Here is a 19,884-nt window from a genome sequence, read left to right on the forward strand (position 1 = left end):
AATGAAAATTCTAGTTACTGGCTCTAAAGGACAATTAGGACAAGCAGTGGTAGAGCAGTTAAAAACAAAGAAACAATATGAAATCTATAGTTTTGGAAAAGATGATTTTGATATTACAAACGAAACAATGGTGAATAATATTATCACCTCTGTAAAACCCGATTGGATTCTCCACTGTGCAGCCTATACAAACGTAGAAGCTGCCGAAGATGAAGGGAAGGAATTAAATTGGGAAATAAACGTTGTGGGATCAGCAAATATTGCAAAGTTGGCTAAAGCAAACGGGGCTAAATTAATTTATATTAGCACTGATTACGTTTTTGATGGAACAAATGATAAACATTACGAAGTGGAAGATTCCACAAACCCTATTAATGAATATGGTCGTGCAAAATTGGCAGGGGAAAAGGAAGTATTACAACACTGTCCTAATGCTTATATTATAAGAACATCGTGGGTATTTGGTGAAAATGGGCATAATTTCGTATATACAATGCTAAAACTATCCAAGAAAATGGATAAATTAAAAGTTGTTAATGATCAATACGGACGCCCTACTTATGCCCCTGATTTAGCTGCATTTATGATTTACTTAGTCGATAATAATAGTATTTCACCGGGAATATACCATTTCTCCAATGAAAATGAGTGCACATGGTATGAGTTTGCCACAGAAATATTAAAAGATAAAAATGTTGTAGTGGAGCCATGTACTTCAGACGAATTTCCTCAAAAGGCGGCTCGTCCAAAGCATTCTGTTCTGAGTCTTGAAAAAGTTAAATCTGTAGGATTTGAAATTCCGACATGGCAAAATGCTTTGTCTAGGTTTTTACAGAACGTAGAACAATACTAATAGTATAATAAAGTGGATAAAGGTCACCTTTAATTGAGGCTTCTTTATCCATTTTTTTATAATGAGCAAATTTTATATGATGAATTATGCAACAACGCAAGTTTCCCTCTATTAATGATTTTTAAAGGATGAACTGAGTAAGGAGCTTAAAAGATTGAATTAAATTCATTTGGATTTGATAAGAAATGAAAATTATTCTGTTATTTTGTATATAATTTAAAAAAGATGACAATGTCTATTAATTGTTGTACAAAAAATTCAAGTGGATAGAAAACAAATTGAAGAAGTAGAGATTTTTCCCCCGGATTTAATGAAGCACTACACGAAAGGGGAGAAAAATTCTTAATTGGGTAAAATTGACTTAGAATTATTATGTTCATAGTGAGATTGAGCACCATGGACAAAAAGTGGCGTGAGGTTTCTTTCCTAGATATAAGGTATGGAGTCCCATGTATCTGTAGTTCATAAAAATCTTCTTAAATTATTCGGTCAATCGAATATTATATTAACATTTCATAAATTTTAGATATTAAGTATATATAAAATGCTAAACTATTTTTGTTAGTTATTATATACTAGAATAAGTTGACAATAGAGAGGTAGAATATGGAACGTAATACAACACTAGATTTAATAAAATTCTTCGCTATAGTAGGGGTTGTCATAATCCACACAAAACCATTTTACGGAAATGAAATTGGTATTATCTTAAATAGTATTTCTCGTTCTGCTGTGCCTTTCTTTTTTATTGTATCTGGTTATTTATTTACAAAAAAGTTTAATAAAGATATATCCCGATATGGCAAACAAATAGTTAAATTAAGCAAACTTTACCTTAGTTGGTATATGGTGTATATGGTTTACGATATTTACATGCTAGTTACAAGAAATACCGACAAGACTATGTTTGAAAATATATATCAATATGCGCATGATAATTTAAACGTTATAAATATTATTTATTATGCATCTGGAACTAGTGGATATCAATTATGGTATTTACCTACACTTATTTTAAGCATAATAATTTTAACTGTATTCCTTTCTGTGAATAGACTTACGCATTTACTCATTGGCAGTTTGATTCTTCATTTATTTGGAATAATAGGGGAATCGTATACTTTCATTTTTGAGTTTTGGTTTCAAATACGAGAGGTTATGTTTTTTGGACTTTTTTATACAACACTAGGGGCGTTCATAGCAAAAAAAGAAAAGACTTTCTATACTTTCCTTAAAGCAAAACATTATTTGAAACTTTCATTAGTGTTTTTATTGATTCAAGTAGTTGAACGTTCTATCTTAATAAGTAAATTTGGAGAGTCTATTTCTGATGACTATGTGTTTTCAACTATATTTTCCAGCCTTTTTCTTTTTTTGTTTGCCTTGTTATCCCCAGGGATAGGGAAAAATTCAATACTTACTAAAGTAGGTGAAAACGCAGTAGGGATTTTTGTGATTCATATCCTTGTAATGAGAATTGGCGATAGTATCTTCAAAGACATTGAGGATATTGTTGGTTATATTACTTGGAATTTGTTATACACACCTATTATTGTAATTATTTCGTATTTATTATATCTACTTATTCAAAAATCTAAGAAACAAATATATGTCTTGAGGCAATATAGGAAATAAAAGATACACGCAATATAATTCGAACTACAATGTAATAGATGAATAGAAAGATTGTAAATGATACATTCTGTCATAAAAAGCTAAAGAAGTCAGACTTGTAATATATGCAGTAATGATCGTTACATTAAATATTTTGAAGCAAGGAAAGCATAAGTCATCGTCGAGAACTATTGGATGTAGAATTAGCATTAGAGCTTGTAGTGTTCTTTTTTAGGCTAAAATTTTTTAATGACTTATTCTAGTTGGGTAAAGGGATCTCAATGAGGTATCTACTCGATGGCCTAACCAGAGGTAAACTTTATCGAATCATCCATGAATTCTGCTTTTTTCTGTAAAAACATTTAAATTTAAAAAATAAGAGATGGGGATGAGTAGGAAACGTATTATGAACTGGATTCATTAAGAGACCTTGCAGCGTTAACTGTAGTATTAAATCATTATTTAAACATCTTCCCTGTAATTAAAGACCAAGGAGTTATTTCAAATAATTTTATAAATGAATTAAAATATAGTCCCTTGCATATAACCTGGGCGGGCCATGAAGCAGTTGTTTTATTTTTTTTTGTTAAGTGGTTTTGTTCTGGCACTCCCTTTTTATAATAAAGGGAAAGAATTTTATTATTTTCCTTATATAATAAAAAGAACGTTTAAATTTTCCCTACCTTTTTACTTTTTCAACTGCAGCGATTCTATCGTATTTTCTATCAAAAGGGGGAATAAGTTCACTTAGTCAGGTTTAATGGTGTGTGGGAAAAGCCTTTTAAAAAAGAATAATTTGTTTTTAGGAAAATATGAAAATGGCAAATTTGCTCCTGTTTTTTGGTCTTTAATACAAGAAATGCTAATTTCAATCATTTTTCCTTTTTTAATGTTTTTTGTATTACGCAAACACTGGTTTAATAATCTGTTATTTTTTGCAGTAATATCTTTTCTGTCTATGGATAATATATTAAGAAAATATCTTGCTATAGATCACTTGCTGCTAACGCTACACTATAGTTTTGTTTTTGTGATAGGAACAATTTTAGCTAAGAACAAAAATATACTTGTTAATCTTTTTCAAAAAAAACCAGTATGATTATATACTTAACCGTGGTAGTTTTTACTACAATATCAAGAATACACAAACCTTCTATTAAATATTTAATGACATCAATTGGGGGAAGCGTCTTTATTGTTGTGGCACTATCAGGTGTAATTTCCAAGTTTCTATTATTAAAACCACTTAAGTTTTTAGGGAAGATTTCTTACAGTATATATCTTTATCATACTGTTCCCGTGTTCTCGTTTATTTATTTATTTATTTTATGGGGAAATATTAATTCTAATAATACTATTAATAGCTTTTTTGCAACTTTAGTTTCAGCTATCTTATCATACTATTTTATTGAAAAACCCTTTACTGCTGTTATTTTGATTTTAGTAGATTTGAAGCTTTTTGTGTAAAAACTTCAGTAGTAAATTCTTTATTAGCAAAAAAATGTAGAAATTGTTATGTAATAATATTATTTTTTTCAAATTTATTAGTTAAGAACTAACCCTATAATTATTTGCTTTAGCAGAAGTTAGAATAATTCAATCGTTTTATGAGTAATTTCAACTTCTGTTACCACTAATATAACATATTGTTCTATCTATTTTAGGAAATGGAAGAAAGTAACTGGTCTTCTTTTTTCTTAGAAGAATATCAAAATGCAAAAAAGAGAAAGCTAAGAAATGTTGTACGAGCTATAATACATCTCTTCAATTACTAACACTTATATTACAACCGTTTATCATATTTTAAAAAATATGTAATATTATAGTTAAAAAGTAGTAAATAACAATTCAAATAAAAAAAATACTATGATATAATCTTCTAGAAATGTACCATGATATATAGATCATTTCTGTTTTAATATTCAAATCAAAGGTTAATACTTGTAAGTATACATTTGATAACAAACTCAAAGTTAATTTATCATCCTGCTAAATAAAAAAAACGGTACTCAACCCAAAATATAACTAATGGTTTATTGGTTATTTCTGATATGAGAGAAGACTCACTTTAGCAGTTGATGCAAATAGTACGGATGCACGAGACTTTAAAGTTTCTGAGGCTTTTATGTTACTAATGTATTACTTTACATAATGCAGTGCAAATTGCATCGGAAAAAGATTAATACAAGGAAATTCCAAAATAAATAAAGAGAGAAGATATTCGAATTATTTTAGAATAAAGATATTTCGATTATTTTTTTATCTATAATGTTATTTCGAAATGCTCTATTTAATTGCATGTGTTTCATGAAATAACAAGTATCGGTAATGTCTCCTATCCGATATCATTGGAGGCACTCGGTCATGCTGTGGGTGGAAAACTACCTTAGACACGATTTGTTGTCGATAGTATGGTGAGAGGGGGGGTTAGATGCCCTATCTGAAAAATTTTATATTAAACAAACAATCTATTATTCTAAACATAAAGGATAAAAGGATTTTGCAAATTACCTATATAAATGTCTAATGAAAGTATATATTCCTATATACTTTCATTAGACATTTATTGACATTTTATTAATTGAAAAGAAGGGAAAACATTTGACTTATCAAAAGCGCGTTCCGTTGTTGATGTTATTAGACTCAATCATTGTATTATTTTCCATCTATTTAGGATACTTCATCTTGCATCCTTATTCTGCCTTTTATACATCAAAATTGTTACTTATTAGCTCTATTATCTTGCTTATTAGTCACCATACTTTTGCTTTTATATATCGCCTTTATAATAAAGTATGGGAATATGCAAGTGTTGGAGAAGTAGTTACAATTGCAAAAGCCGTTACGCTATCGATTTTAACGGCTGCCTTCGCCCAAAAGATTGGAACTGGACATATATATGTAAGTGTATTATTCATCACTTGGATGCTTCATATTTTGTTAATCGGCGGATCTCGATTCTCATGGAGGATGTACAGAGATCGTTATATAAAGTCAAATCATGAAAAAAGAAGGACATTAATTGTCGGAGCAGGTTCAGCTGGTACAACCGTTGCAAGGCAGCTTCTTCATAATAATGATATTGATATAGAGCCAGTTGCATTTGTTGATGATGATATAACAAAGTATAAGCTAGAAATTTACGGTATTTCCGTATGCGGTGATATAGAGCATATTCCGGAAATTGTTAAAAATGAAAATATAAAAGACATTATTATCGCGATTCCTTCATTAACAAAAGCTGAAATAAGGAGAATTTATGAAATATGTGCAAAAACAGATGCAATGATTAAAATCATGCCGATGATTGAAGACATTATGACAGGAAAACTATCTGTGAATGCGATTCGTAACGTAGAGGTAGAAGACTTATTAGGACGTGATCCTGTTGAACTCGATATTAGTAGCATTTCTGAATCAATCATGGGTACGACTGTTCTTGTAACAGGTGCTGGAGGTTCCATTGGCTCAGAAATATGTAGGCAAATTTGTAAATTTAACCCCAAAAAACTCATCCTTCTTGGACATGGAGAGTTTAGTATATATAACATTGACATGGAATTGCGCAACATATATGGGAAACAAATAGAAATCATTCCTATCATAGCTGACGTACAAGACCGAGCTTGTATGTTTGAAGTGATGGAAAAATATCTACCAGATGTCGTATATCATGCTGCGGCCCATAAGCATGTTCCGTTGATGGAGTATAATCCGAGAGAAGCTGTGAAAAACAATATATATGGAACAAAAAATGTAGCGGAGGCGTCAGAAACGTTTGGGGTTCACACGTTTGTCCTTATTTCAACTGATAAAGCTGTTAACCCACCAAATGTCATGGGAGCAACAAAGCGAATAGCAGAAATGATCATTCAAAACTTAGCAAAAGAAAGCAATACAAAATTTGTTGCCGTGAGATTCGGAAATGTACTCGGAAGTCGAGGAAGTGTTATCCCTTTATTTAAAAAACAAATTGAAAAAGGTGGACCTGTTACAGTTACTCATCCAGATATGACAAGATACTTCATGACTATTCCAGAAGCATCAAAACTTGTTATCCAGGCAGGGACATTAGCCCGTGGTGGAGAAGTTTTCGTGCTTGATATGGGCGAACCTGTGAAAATATCAGACCTTGCTAAAAACTTAATCACCCTTTCTGGATATTCAATAGAAGAAATCGGAATTGAGTACAGTGGAATTCGACCAGGTGAGAAGATGTACGAGGAATTATTAAATGAAAATGAAATTCAGGAGAAGCAAATCTTCCCGAAAATTCACATTGGAAAAGCAGAACCGCTTGAAAAAAAGGAATTATTCAATCTGATTAGTAGTTTTAATGAAATGACTACTGACCAATTAAAAGAAACAGTTATTTCTGTAGCAAACAATAAAGAAGTAGTAAAAGGCAGTAAAACACGGAGGGTATTAATTGAACACAGTTAAAAAAGCTATCATACCTGCAGCGGGACTAGGAACTAGATTTTTACCCGCTACAAAGGCAATGCCGAAAGAAATGCTTCCGATTGTTGATAAACCAACAATCCAATATATCGTTGAAGAAGCTATTGATTCGGGTATTGAAGATATCATTATAGTTACCGGTAAAGGGAAACGTGCGATTGAGGATCATTTCGATAATAATTTTGAGCTTGAAGACAATCTTGTGAAAAAAGAAAAATATGACTTACTTAAAAAGGTAAGACAATCATCAAATGTAGATATTCATTATATTAGACAAAAAGAACCAAAGGGTTTAGGACATGCTGTTTGGTGTGCAAGGAAATTTATTGGGGATGAGCCGTTCGCAGTACTTTTGGGTGATGATATTGTACAAGCAGAAAAACCTAGTTTAAAGCAATTAATCCAGCAATTCGAAGGGAAACAGCGTTCGGTAGTTGGTGTACAGCAAGTCCCGGAGGAAGAAACACACCGATATGGTATAGTGAATCCCAGCTCGAATCAAGGAAGGCTCTATGAAGTAAATACATTTGTTGAAAAGCCAAAACAAGGCACTGCACCATCAAATCTTGCAATCATTGGTAGGTATGTATTCACTCCAGAAATATTTACTTTCTTAGATAAACAAGAAATTGGGGCAGGCGGTGAAATTCAGCTTACAGATGCAATTCAAAAATTGAATGAATCACAAAAAGTATACGCATATGAATTCGAAGGAAAACGATATGATGTTGGAGATAAATTAGGGTTTATTAAGACGTCGATTGAGATGGCGTTACAGGATAGTGAATTAAGGGAACAGTTACTTGTATATCTTGACGGATTGTTGGTGAAGATTGAACAATAGGGTAAAAAGCCCTGTCCATATTATTTACTGTGGTAATATATGGACAGGGCTTTTTTAGGTTGAATTTAACTTTCAAATTGAAAGTGGAATGCAGGTTGTAGTTGTAGAGTTATCACTAATTATATGTTCCATAAATATTATAGGGGAAAAAAATAAATATGTTTTATTTGTGGTATTTTTGTAAGAATAAAGTAAAAAAATATTCGGGGCAGAATTTATGTTATAGGAGCATCAAGCTTGAGAATTTTCAGTGAAACATAAATGAAATTTTAGTTGGTAGTAGTTAGTTGAAAATAATAGGATCTTATTTAAGTGTTATTTACTAAATAACTTTAGAAGGAGTGTTTATGATATGTATTTAATAGTTAAAAGACTAATAGATATTATAGTTTCATTAGTAGGGCTAGTATTGCTATCACCATTATTTTTAATACTAATAATTGCTATCAAACTAGATTCAAAAGGATCCTGTCTATTTAAACAAAAACGTGTAGGTAGATACAAAACTCATTTTAATATTTTAAAATTCCGTACAATGAAAATAGACGCACCAAAGGAGACTCCTACCCACTTATTAAAGGATCCAGATCAATATATTACCAAGGTTGGTAAGTTCCTTAGAAAAACCTCACTTGATGAATTACCTCAAATTTGGAATATTTTTGTTGGAGATATGAGTATGATAGGGCCAAGACCTGCCTTATGGAATCAGTATGATTTGATTGTTGAACGGGATAAATATGGTGCAAATGAAGTATTACCTGGACTAACCGGATGGGCGCAGATTAATGGAAGAGATGAACTGCCTATTGAGGTTAAAGCGAAACTAGATGGGGTGTATGTGAAAAATATTAGTTTTTGGATGGATATTAAGTGCTTCTTTCTGACCATAGTTAGCGTAATGAAAAACGATGGAGTCGTGGAAGGTGGCACTGGAGCTATAAAGAAAGTTTCAAATATTGAGAACAACAGCTCATCTTAAAAGTAAAAAAAGAGGTGCACAAATTGTTATTAGTAACGGGAATAACTGGACATACAGGAAGATACTTTTTACAGGAACTCATTAATAACAAATATGACGGTCCAATTCGCTGTATTGTTAGAGAAACATCCGACACTTCCTTATTGGAAAATAGTGAGCTATTTATAGAAAAAGTTGTTGGAGATTTAGATAATCCAAAATTTATTAATGCTGTGATGAGTGGTATTGAAGCAGTAATGCATATATATAATATTCATCATTCAATTAATATAGTAGAAGCTGCTATCAGGAATAAGGTCAAAAGAGTAATTCTAGTACACACTACAGGGATATACTCGAAATATAAAAATGCTTCAGATGGATATAAGACAATAGAACAAGAACTTGAGAAAATAAAAAATGACCCTGAATGTTCAACAAGTATTACAATTCTGAGACCTTCAATGATCTATGGAGATCTTTGTGATAGAAATATGAGTAAGTTTATTAAGATGGTAGATAAGCTTAGAATTATACCAGTTATAAACGGGGGAAATAGTTTGATCCAACCAGTAAATGCTAGAGATTTAGGTAAGGCATTTTATACTGTTTTAATGAGTCCAGATGAAACTGATGGGAATACTTACGATTTAACCGGTGAAAGACCAATTAAAATTATAGATGTGTTTAAACTAATAAGTAAAGAACTAAATAAAAATACAATTTTTATTAGTGTCCCATTAAGTTTAGGGGTATGGATGGCAAGAGTTCTTAAAACAATAACATCAGGTAAAATTGATTTTATTGAGAGAGTTCAAAGAATGGGGGAAGACAGAAGTTATTCCCATGATAAAGCCTCTAATAATTTTGGATATCATCCAATGAGTTTTGAAAAAGGCATTCGCATTGAGGTTCAGCAGCACTTAGGAAAAAGGGTTTAAATAATCATAGGAGCGTTTTTATGAAAATTGTAGTTCTTTCAAGTCATACATCGTCATTGTATTGGTTTCGAATGGATATGATGAAAGACTTTATAAAAAGAGGACATTCAGTTATTGCTTTAGGATCTGAACCTGAAGTGGATTGGAAAGAAAAGTTTAATAAGCACAATATAGATTATAGACAGTTATACGTTGAACGCAATGGTATAAATCCATTTAAAGATCTAAAAACTTTAAAATATCTGTATCAATTAATGAGAGAGGACAAGCCTGATAAAGTATTCGCCTATCAAGCCAAAACAGTTGTTTATGGGAGTATAGCTGCAAAGTTAAATGGCATATCTGATTTCTATCCTTTAATAGCTGGACTAGGCTCAATATTCAGGGGAAGGGGTTTTAAGAATACTATAATAAAAACAATAATGAAAACTGAATATTGGATTGCTTGTAAATTCAGCAAAAAAATTTTCTTTCAGAATAATGATGATAAAAATGAATTTATTCAAAACAGATTAATAAAAGAGGGAGAATCCATTATAATAAATGGTTCCGGAGTAAATATTGAGAAATTTAAACCAACTCCATTGCCACAGGAACCAACCTTTCTATTTATCGGCAGACTTATTAAAGATAAAGGGATAATCGAATACCTAGAGGCTTGTAAAAAAATTAAATGGAAATATCCGCAGATTCGTTGTTTACTAGTCGGTCCCTTCGATTCTAATCCTTCTGCATTAAAACCAGAAGAACTGAAACCTTATCTAGAAAATGAAGTTATCGAATATTTTGGAGAACAAACTGATGTCAGGCCATTTATAGCTCAATGTAGTACTTTTGTTTTGCCTTCTTATCATGAGGGAACACCTAAAACAGTACTAGAAGCAATGGCAATGGGTAGACCTATAATTACAAGTGATGCTCCAGGTTGTAGAGAAACTGTTATTGATGGTGTAAATGGCTATCTAGTAAAAGTTAAAGATGTCCAGAGCTTAATTAATAAGATGGAATTTTTAATAAATAATAAGAATACATGCAAAAGCATGGGACAAGAGAGCAGAAAAATTGCCAAGAATAAGTATGACGTCAAAATTATTAATCAATCAATTATGAAAATAATGGGATTATGATTTAAAGGAGAGTTCAACATGAGCTTATATGAGAGAATTGTTAATAGAGAAGAGAAAATTTCGTTGGTAGGACTTGGTTATGTTGGAATGCCAATTGCAGTTGCTTTTGCTAAAAAAGTAGATGTGATTGGATTTGACGTTAGTAAGAAAAAAATAGATTCTTACAAAAACGGTCTGGATCCTACTAAAGAAGTTGGAAATGAAGTAATAAAAAAAACAACAGTAGAATTTACATCAGATGAAGCAAGATTAAGAGAGGCTAAATTTCATATTGTTGCAGTACCAACACCCGTAAAAAACGATCATACACCTGATTTAACCCCGGTAGAGTCTGCCAGTAGGACACTTGGAAGGAATCTAACAAAAGGATCTATTGTAGTCTTTGAATCTACTGTTTATCCTGGAGTTACTGAGGAAATATGTGTACCTATTTTAGAGAAGGAATCAGGGTTGAAAAGTGGTGTTGATTTTAAAGTTGGTTATTCACCAGAGCGTATAAATCCGGGAGATAAAGTTCATCGTTTAGAAACTATCGTAAAAGTTGTATCTGGAATGGATGAAGAAACACTTGATACTGTAGCTAAAGTCTATGAATTGGTAGTTGAGGCTGGGGTTTATAAAGCCGAAAGTATTAAGGTTGCCGAAGCAGCCAAGGTTATTGAGAATTCACAGCGTGATATAAACATTGCTTTTATGAATGAACTGTCAATAATCTTTAATAAAATGGGAATTGATACAAAAGCAGTACTCGAAGCTGCAGGAACGAAATGGAACTTTCTCAAATTTACTCCTGGGTTAGTAGGAGGGCATTGTATAGGTGTTGACCCATACTATTTAACATACAGAGCTGAGCAAATGGGTTACCATTCACAGATCATTCTGTCAGGAAGAAAAATAAATGATGACATGGGTAAGTATGTAGCAGAAAGTACATTAAAGCAAATGATTAAAGCAAATAAACAGATAAATGGAGCGAAAGTTGCAATTTTTGGTGTTACATTTAAAGAAAACTGCCCGGATGTTAGGAATACAAAAGTTGTAGATGTTATTAGAGAATTAGAAGAGTATGGGATAGAAGTAAAGGTTGTTGATCCTGTTGCAGATAAAGAAGATTTGTGGCGTGAATATAGAATAAACCCTTATCGAGTAGAAGAAATTAAAGAAGTAGATGCAGTAATATTTGCAGTACCTCATGATGATTTTAAATCAATTTGTTTAGAAGATATTAAAAAAATGTTTAGAACAACGGGTTACTTCAATATAGAAGCTATGAAAGAGACTGCTGTTACATCTGAGTTTGTTGAAGAGGATGATAAAAATAATTATGTCCTAATTGACATAAGAGGTTTATTTGATCGACAAGATGCAGAAACTGCAGGTATTTCATATTGGAGGTTATAAAATGGGATATGAAAATATTAAATTTCCAGTGGGTACAAAATTTTTAGTAACTGGATCCGCTGGTTTCATTGGATCAAATCTAGTTGAAGCAATTCTTAGGTTAGGATTTCAAGTCAGGGGGCTTGATAATTTTTCGACTGGAAAAAGAGAAAACGTTGAAGAATTCATAGATAACCCCAATTATGAATTCATTAATGGAGATATTCGGGATTTGGAGACTTGCATGACTGCTTGTGAAGGGGTTGATTTTGTCTTGCATCAAGCAGCTTGGGGAAGCGTACCAAGAAGTATTGAGATGCCCTTATTGTACGAAGAAATTAATATAAAAGGCACTTTGAATATGTTAGAGGCTGCTAGACAAAAAGACATAAAGAAATTTGTCTATGCGTCTAGTTCATCAGTATATGGTGATGAACCCCATCTTCCCAAAAAAGAAGGAAGGGAAGGAAACTTACTGTCACCTTATGCCCTTACTAAAAGGGTAGATGAGGAATATGCGAAACTGTATACAAAACTGTATGGTGTTGATACTTATGGCCTACGTTATTTCAATGTATTTGGTAGAAGGCAAAATCCTGAGGGGGCATATGCAGCAGTTATTCCGAAATTTATCAAACAACTACTTCACGATGAAAGACCAACAATTAATGGTGATGGAAAACAAAGTAGGGACTTTACCTATATCGAAAATGTAATAGAAGCTAATTTGAGGGCTTGCACTGCATCACATGAAGCAGCAGGACAGGCTTATAACGTAGCTTATGGTGGCCAAGAGATTTTAATTGATATTTATATGCACTTATTGAATGCATTGGAGAAAGATATTCAGCCTATTTTTGGACCTGATCGAAAAGGAGATATAAAGCACAGTAACGCTGATATCAATAATGCTAAAGAAATGTTAGGTTATAATCCTGACTGGAGTTTTGAACGAGGAATTATTGAGGCAATCGAATGGTATAAAAAAAATCTATAAAGCAGAATCTTATAGATTATCATTTTTTTTGGAGTGGAATTTTATGGATTTATGCCTTGTTATGATAGGCAGATTTGAAGAAAGAAACGGCGATTATTATGGAGATAAAAAAAATATAAATGCAATTGAGCGGTACCTTAGATATTTTGATACCATTTATGTTGTTGCAAGACAAACTGATAGTAATTCTAGTATATATCCAAGACAAAAGATTGACTGTAAAAATGGAAGAATTTCATTTTCTCTTTACAAAGAAATGAAAGGATTAAAGGATTTTTCGCGATATCTTTCAGATTTTAAAAATAAATTATCGAGTAGTGTTATTAAATGTGATATGGTTTTATGTTGGGCGGAGACCAAAACAAAGTTAATTTTAAAATTAGCAAAAAAACACAAAAAGCCTGTTATGGTTTATGTTGGTGGTTGTAATAGAGATATATTATTTAGTAGTAAATCCTTAATTAGAAAAATGGCTGGAATATGGGTTTATTATGATAATAAATGCGCTATAAAAAATGCAGACTATGTTCATTATGTAACTAACAGTGTTTTGCAAAAAAGATATCCTACTAATGGAAAATATATTGGAGCTTCATATGTTAAGATTAATACTGCAATTAGCGAAAAATATTTAGAAAATAGGATAGGTAGATATGATAAACTCGAAAAATTCACTTTAGGAATTATCGGATATTTAAATGAAGTAAAAGGGATTGATACTGCAATCTATGCTCTTTCACATTTAGATTCTAGGTTTTGCTTAAGAATTCTTGGAGGAGGAGATCCCTCGTACTATAAAAGTATGGCAAGGAAGTTAGGGATAGAAGAAAGGGTTATTTTTGAAGGTACGATTTTACCAGGAGAGCCTGTATTAAACTGGTTAGATAAAATAGACTTGTATCTTCAACCAAGTAGAACAGAAGGATTACCGAGAGCGACTATTGAAGCGATGAGTACAGGTTGTCCAATTATTTCAACTAATGTTATGGGCTTAAAAGAATTAACAGAAAGAGAGTGGATTCATAGGCCAGGTGACTGGAAAGAATTAGCTAGATTAATTATAGATTTATCAAGTAATCCTGATGAACTAAAAAAACAGTCAAAGAGAAGTTTTCAAGTTGCAAAAAGATACAATCGTGATTTACTAGATGAACGAATTGACAGTTTCTTCAAGGGAATTATTCAAAAGGTGGAAAAAAAATGAGTAAAGAACCGTATCGTATTCTTCATGTTTTTGCAACTTTGAACTGTGGCGGAGCAGAAACTCGGATTATGGATATTTACAAACAAATTGATCGTAATAAAATCCAATTTGACTTTGTTGCTTTTACAGATGGGCCTTACTATTATGAAAAGGAAATAAAAGAGTTAGGTGGAAGAATATTTATAGTTAGAAATCCTAGAAAGTCATTAATTGGACATGTGTTAGACCTATACAAAATTATGAAAAAGGAAGGTCCTTTTCAAGCTGTTCATGCTCACACATCATATCATGGTGGAATAGTAATGATAGCTGCCCGATTTGCAGGTATAAGATTTCGGATTTGTCATGCTCGGACTACGTCTTCAATAAGTACGTCCAGCCCCATAAGAAAACTTATACTATCACTAGGTAGAAAACTCATTTCTACTAATGCAACGAGTTTTTTAGCTGTTAGTAAATCAGCAGGGATTTTTTTATTCGGTAAAAAAAATGTTGCAAACAACAGAGTTAAAATAGTACCGAATTCTATAAATATAGAAAAATATATGTGTATAAATGAGCTGGATAGTGAAAAATTGCGATCCCATTTAGGAATACCTAAAACTTCTATTGTTATTGGACACGTCGGTAGGTTTGAAAAAATGAAAAATCATAACTTTATTATAGATATTTTTAAAGAGATAATTAATACTGGAATTGAAGCCAAGCTAGTACTTGTAGGTGAAGGGTCTCTTGTGCACGATATTAAAGAAAAGGTTGCAAGACAAAATATCGAAGACCACGTAATCTTTACAGGTTTAAGAAATGATGTACCAAATATAATGAAAATGTTAGATATTCTTGTTATGCCATCTTTATATGAAGGACTACCTGGAACAGTATTAGAAGCCCAAGCAGCTGGAACCCCGTGTGTTTTATCAGAAAATATTACTAAAGAGGTAGATATGGGCCTTGGATTAGTTACTTTTCTAAATTTATCATTATCGTCAAAAGAATGGGGAAAAAGTATTCTAGATTTTTCTTCACATAAAAAATTAAAAAAACAAGAAATTTATTTGGCGTTTCAGCAAAAAAGATTTACTTTAGAATATACTGTAAATAGTTTTAAAAACGTGTATGGCTTATAGGGTGAATTTTCCTAAAAATGGTCTCATTCTGTTAGAAAAATTAAAGTTTAGCTAAAAGGAAGAGATAAAATGAATAGAATATTACAAATTGTGGGTGCTATGAATCGAGGTGGGATTGAGACCTTTATTATGAACGTATACAGAAATATTGATAGAAGCAAACTTCAATTTGATTTTTTAGTTCATACTAGTGAAGAGTGCGCCTATGATGAAGAAATTAAGGAACTCGGAGGAAATATTTTTTCCGTTATTCCTCGGAGACAGGGTATATACAAGAATAAACGGTCTTTAGAAGACTTTTTTAAAGTCCATAATGATTATAGCATTGCACATCAACATTTAAGTTCGTTGACATATGTACAACCATTAAGAATTGCAAAGAATTATGGTATCCCTAATAGAATTGTGCATGGACATAATATAAGACAAGGCGGTAGTTCTTTGCATAAATATATTCATGGAATAAACCAATTTTTAATCGAAACCTATGCAACCGACTATTTTGCTTGTTCAGAGCCATCTGCTAGATGGACCTTTCCCAAAAGAATTTTAGAAAGAAAGGAATATGGCGTAATTAATAATGCAATTGAAAGTGAAAGGTTTAAATTTAACGAACAGATTAGAAATAAAATTAGAAAAGAATTGGGTATTGAAGATAAGTTTGTAATAGGTCATATTGGGAGGTTCCATCCCCAAAAAAACCACACTTATTTGATAGATATATTTAAACAAATTCATATTAAAAGTGGCGAAAGTGTATTATTATTAGTTGGAGATGGTAATCTTAGACCAGATATAGAAAGAAGAATTCAAGAATTAGGACTAACAGATAGCGTTATTTTTACAGGTATACGCAAAGATGTTGCCGAGATACTACAAGCTATGGATATATTTTTGTTTCCTTCACTTTACGAAGGATTAGGAATTGTTTTAGTAGAGGCTCAAGCAACAGGTTTAAAGTGCTTTACTTCTAATAAGGTAGTACCAGAAAGTGTTAATGTTACTGGTTTAGTGGAATTTATAGACTTGGAAAAATCACCAGAACATTGGGCAGGAGAAATTTTCAGAAAGAAAGATTATCAACGAAAAAATACAATCAATGATATAAAAAAATCAGGATACGATATTACTCAAGTAGCTAATGAAATTCAAGTATGGTACGAATCAAAGATAAATAATACTATACTCCTTGATAATCGGAAATTATAGTAAACATATTGAAGAGTTAAGAAGGAAGAATATGACTAATAAGATAAAAATTGAAAATAAACAAAAATATAATGTAGAGTCATTATCCTTAAAAACGAATTTCTCTTGGACTCTTATAAGTAATATTATTTACGCTGGATGTCAATGGGGAATCCTAGTTGTTTTGGCTAAATTGGGGTCTCCGGAAATGATTGGGAGATTTACATTAGCCCTAGCAATAACTGCACCAATTTTATTGCTTACAAATTTGCAATTACGCTCAGTCCAAGCAACAGATACTCAAGATAACTACGTTTTTGGTGATTATTTAGGTCTTAGGTATATTGCATCCATAGCTACATTTACAATAACAATTTTTGTGATTTTTTTTGCTGGATATCCAGTTGAGACTGCCATTATTATAATAATAATGTGTTTGGCAAAAATTATTGAATCTATTAGTGATGTTGTTTTTGGTTTGTTGCAAAAAAAAGAACTGATGGACCAAATAGCTATCTCAAAGATCCTTAAAGGATTATTGTCTGTTATTGTGCTTGGATTAGTTGTTTGGATTACAGGTAGTTTAATTCTTGGAACTATGGGCTTGGCCATAAGTTGGATGATAACTCTTTTATTTTATGATATAAAAAGTATAAGGCCATTTATTAGGTTTAAACCTAGATTTAACCTTACAACCATTTTAGGTTTAGTAAAGCTTTCCTTACCTTTGGGATTAATAATGATGATGAGTTCACTCAATACCAATATTCCACGTTATTTTTTAGAATATTATATTGATGAAAAGACCTTAGGTTTTTTTGCTGCCATTGCTTATTTAATTGTTGCAGGGAATACTGTTATTAGTGCTCTAGGTCAATCTGCTACTCCTCGCTTAGCTAAGTACTATGCAAACGGAAAAAGGAAAGATTTCTTAATACTTATTTTAAAACTAGCAGGTATAGGAGCGTTCCTCGGATTATTAGGAGTAATAATTTCAATATTTTTTGGGGAAGAGTTATTAACAATAATATATAACAAGGATTATGCTAGTTATTCCGATGTTTTCTTAATTATTATGATCGCAGGTGCAATTAATTATACAGGATCATTTTTGGGATATGGTATGACTGCAGCACGATCTTTTAAAATTCAACCATATTTGGGTATTATTTGGGTTATATCTAGTTTGATAGGCTCATATTTTTTAATACCTAGTTATGGTATTACAGGAGCGGCTTATGTATTAATATTGGGAGCAAGTATTCAATTTGTAACCAAGACGTTAGTGTTATATTATATAATTAATTATAAGAAAACTTAATGCAAAAAACTAAATATATGGAGGTGAATTTTTATTAAAAATAGAAGGATAGACAGCACTAGTATATTTCTTTTCCTTAGTGTTATTACATTAGACAATAAATATTTGGCACTATATAGAAACATTAATTTAAGTGATTTATTTTTTATATTATTTGCATTTTCTTTTATAGTAATAAGTAAAAATAAGATAAATGTGTTAAAACCGTTAAAGTATTGGGGATTCTTGTTAATATTTATAACAATTATAATTGGTATAATCACAGCCACTGGTGAAAGAGCATTAATTAGGTCTATTCAATATTTATACATTTTTTACTTGTTTATACCAACGATTTTGAAATATTTGGAGGAGAATAAATTAAAGTTCATTTTGAATACTATTAAATTTACAGCTTTGGCTAAAGCTTTATTTTTTCTTGTAAATGAACTCTTTCATATAAATCTTGGATATCTAACTCTAATAGCTTCTGGTATACCTTCGTATATCTTTATATCAGGTTTTATTATTTTTGTTTGGGATTTTTTTGACAAAGATAGGTCTACAGCAGATAAATTACTTACCTTGTTAATAGTTTTATTATTGTTTTTTTACACCTATATTGGTGATGCTAGAAAGTTCCTAATTATTGAACTTGCAATGATGTTTGGAATATATGTGATAAATTTTAAGAATATGAAAAGATATCAAATTATTACTGCCCCTATATTATTATTGGTATCTTTAGCTTGGCTGTATATTAACTATTCGGAGGCATTTTTAAAGTATGTTCAATTATTCAAAGGACAAGCTGAAACGGTAGTTTTAAGGAAACAATTGTTTGAAGTTGCATTTCAGGAAATTTTGAAAAATCCTTGGATTGGCAAAGGAATTGATTCTGGTATTAATGTAGTTACATTTCATGGAAGAACTGTAGAACAAAGTGTGCACAATGTTTTTATTAATTATTGGTATACACAAGGATTTTTTGGGTTTCTTATAATAACTATTATCCTTTTAATACCTTTTTTTGTTAAGGTTAAACATACTAGTGACATGATCTTTTTTAAATATACATCAAATTTTGGAATTCTTTTGTGGTTAGGTTGTATTGGAGTGTTATTTAATACACCTGGTGCAATATACAGGTCTATTTATTTGATTTTTATTATTAGTTATTTTATTAAACAATATAGATACTCATCGAATTTATGTAGTACTGATAGTATTGTTAACAATACGTGAATAATTAAAGAAAAGTTGGAATGCTTATCAATTTAAGATTAATTAAAAAAATAACTACCAGCCAAGCTGTGTTATTTGGCCTCATTGGCGGGTACCCTTTTAGCGTTTTTTCTAGTTATATTAATTTAGTTATTTCAATCGTTTATAACATCTTAACATTAGTAGCACAGACCAGGGTAATGGTTGTGCTGCTATTTTTTAGTAGAAAGAAAAAAGTTGAACAGCTTTTAAAACCACCACAGAGTCTGTTTTATAAACCAATCAAATTCACACCCTTACGTGACTCCGTGTAGTATCTTATTAAAATGCAATTGATTTTTAGCCCTTCGAACTCGGAGGAAAATCTGTTTTTACCTTTTAATTTTAAACAATTCTCCTACAATCTTGATTGGATCACTATCATTTTGGAAAGGAACACGAGATCTATAGAGTAGCAAAACTATAAATCTTCCCTTATCTTGGTTGTAATCCCTCTTTTTCAACAAAGACCATTTGTAATAAATCTTTTATTCTAAGTTCTATCTGGAGTTCTGCTGCAGATGCTACTAAAAAAATAATAAGCTAAGATTGCGATGCAATTATTCAAAGTCTAACCTTGTAAACGTCCTAACTTCAAATACAACTCCAACTCTCAACCTACTT

General features: G+C 31.4%; 14 protein-coding genes. All 14 read left to right on the forward strand.

The genetic code is table 11. From position 1 onward, the window contains the following. The first annotated feature begins 1 nt into the window (after position 1). The 14 genes from rfbD to MT489_RS10970 all read left to right on the forward strand — a co-directional run bounded on the left by rfbD (position 2) and on the right by MT489_RS10970 (position 19,242). The gene (gene rfbD / locus MT489_RS10905) at positions 2–853 is read left to right on the forward strand and encodes a dTDP-4-dehydrorhamnose reductase (protein ID WP_244681583.1); all 852 of its coding nucleotides are present in this window, start codon (positions 2–4) and stop codon (positions 851–853) included. Between the two features lie 606 nt (positions 854–1,459). After that, positions 1,460–2,488, forward strand: coding sequence for an acyltransferase (locus MT489_RS10910; protein WP_244681584.1), 1,029 nt, complete (start codon positions 1,460–1,462; stop codon positions 2,486–2,488). Between the two features lie 2,580 nt (positions 2,489–5,068). Then, entirely contained in the window at positions 5,069–6,910 is a 1,842-nt protein-coding gene (locus MT489_RS10915; protein ID WP_280518578.1) for a polysaccharide biosynthesis protein, read from the forward strand. After that, positions 6,897–7,772: a UTP--glucose-1-phosphate uridylyltransferase GalU gene (gene galU / locus MT489_RS10920; RefSeq protein ID WP_244681585.1), complete on the forward strand. Its 876-nt coding sequence runs from the start codon at positions 6,897–6,899 to the stop codon at positions 7,770–7,772. Before MT489_RS10915 ends, galU begins: the two co-directional genes overlap by 14 nt. Before the next feature lie 352 nt (positions 7,773–8,124). Further along, complete coding sequence (locus MT489_RS10925) at positions 8,125–8,754, forward strand: sugar transferase (RefSeq protein ID WP_244681586.1); 630 nt, start codon at positions 8,125–8,127, stop codon at positions 8,752–8,754. Between the two features lie 23 nt (positions 8,755–8,777). Further along, positions 8,778–9,674 carry an SDR family oxidoreductase gene (locus tag MT489_RS10930; protein WP_244681587.1) on the forward strand — a complete coding sequence of 299 codons (897 nt, stop codon included), beginning with the start codon at positions 8,778–8,780 and terminating at the stop codon, positions 9,672–9,674. 20 nt (positions 9,675–9,694) lie between these two features. Then, a complete protein-coding gene (locus MT489_RS10935; protein WP_244681588.1) occupies positions 9,695–10,801 on the forward strand; it encodes a glycosyltransferase family 4 protein in 1,107 nt (368 codons plus the stop codon). Between the two features lie 18 nt (positions 10,802–10,819). Continuing rightward, positions 10,820–12,202 (forward strand): nucleotide sugar dehydrogenase, encoded by a 1,383-nt coding sequence (locus MT489_RS10940; RefSeq protein WP_244681589.1) that lies wholly within the window; start codon positions 10,820–10,822, stop codon positions 12,200–12,202. Position 12,203: 1 nt separating this feature from the next. Next, entirely contained in the window at positions 12,204–13,178 is a 975-nt protein-coding gene (locus MT489_RS10945; RefSeq protein WP_244681590.1) for an SDR family oxidoreductase, read from the forward strand. A gap of 43 nt (positions 13,179–13,221) precedes the next feature. Beyond that, a complete protein-coding gene (locus MT489_RS10950) occupies positions 13,222–14,382 on the forward strand; it encodes a glycosyltransferase family 4 protein (protein WP_244681591.1) in 1,161 nt (386 codons plus the stop codon). Next, positions 14,379–15,509: a glycosyltransferase family 1 protein gene (locus tag MT489_RS10955; RefSeq protein WP_244681592.1), complete on the forward strand. Its 1,131-nt coding sequence runs from the start codon at positions 14,379–14,381 to the stop codon at positions 15,507–15,509. The genes MT489_RS10950 and MT489_RS10955 overlap by 4 nt, the downstream gene beginning before the upstream one ends. Positions 15,510–15,578: 69 nt before the next feature. Further along, a complete protein-coding gene (locus tag MT489_RS10960) occupies positions 15,579–16,718 on the forward strand; it encodes a glycosyltransferase family 1 protein (RefSeq protein WP_244681593.1) in 1,140 nt (379 codons plus the stop codon). Between the two features lie 31 nt (positions 16,719–16,749). Then, positions 16,750–18,018: an oligosaccharide flippase family protein gene (locus MT489_RS10965; protein WP_244681594.1), complete on the forward strand. Its 1,269-nt coding sequence runs from the start codon at positions 16,750–16,752 to the stop codon at positions 18,016–18,018. Positions 18,019–18,123: 105 nt separating this feature from the next. Next, positions 18,124–19,242: an O-antigen ligase family protein gene (locus MT489_RS10970; protein WP_244681595.1), complete on the forward strand. Its 1,119-nt coding sequence runs from the start codon at positions 18,124–18,126 to the stop codon at positions 19,240–19,242. Positions 19,243–19,884: the final 642 nt, after the last annotated feature.

Origin of the sequence: Lederbergia wuyishanensis (assembly GCF_022900255.1) — a bacterium.
GTDB lineage: Bacteria > Bacillota > Bacilli > Bacillales > Bacillaceae_C > Lederbergia > Lederbergia wuyishanensis.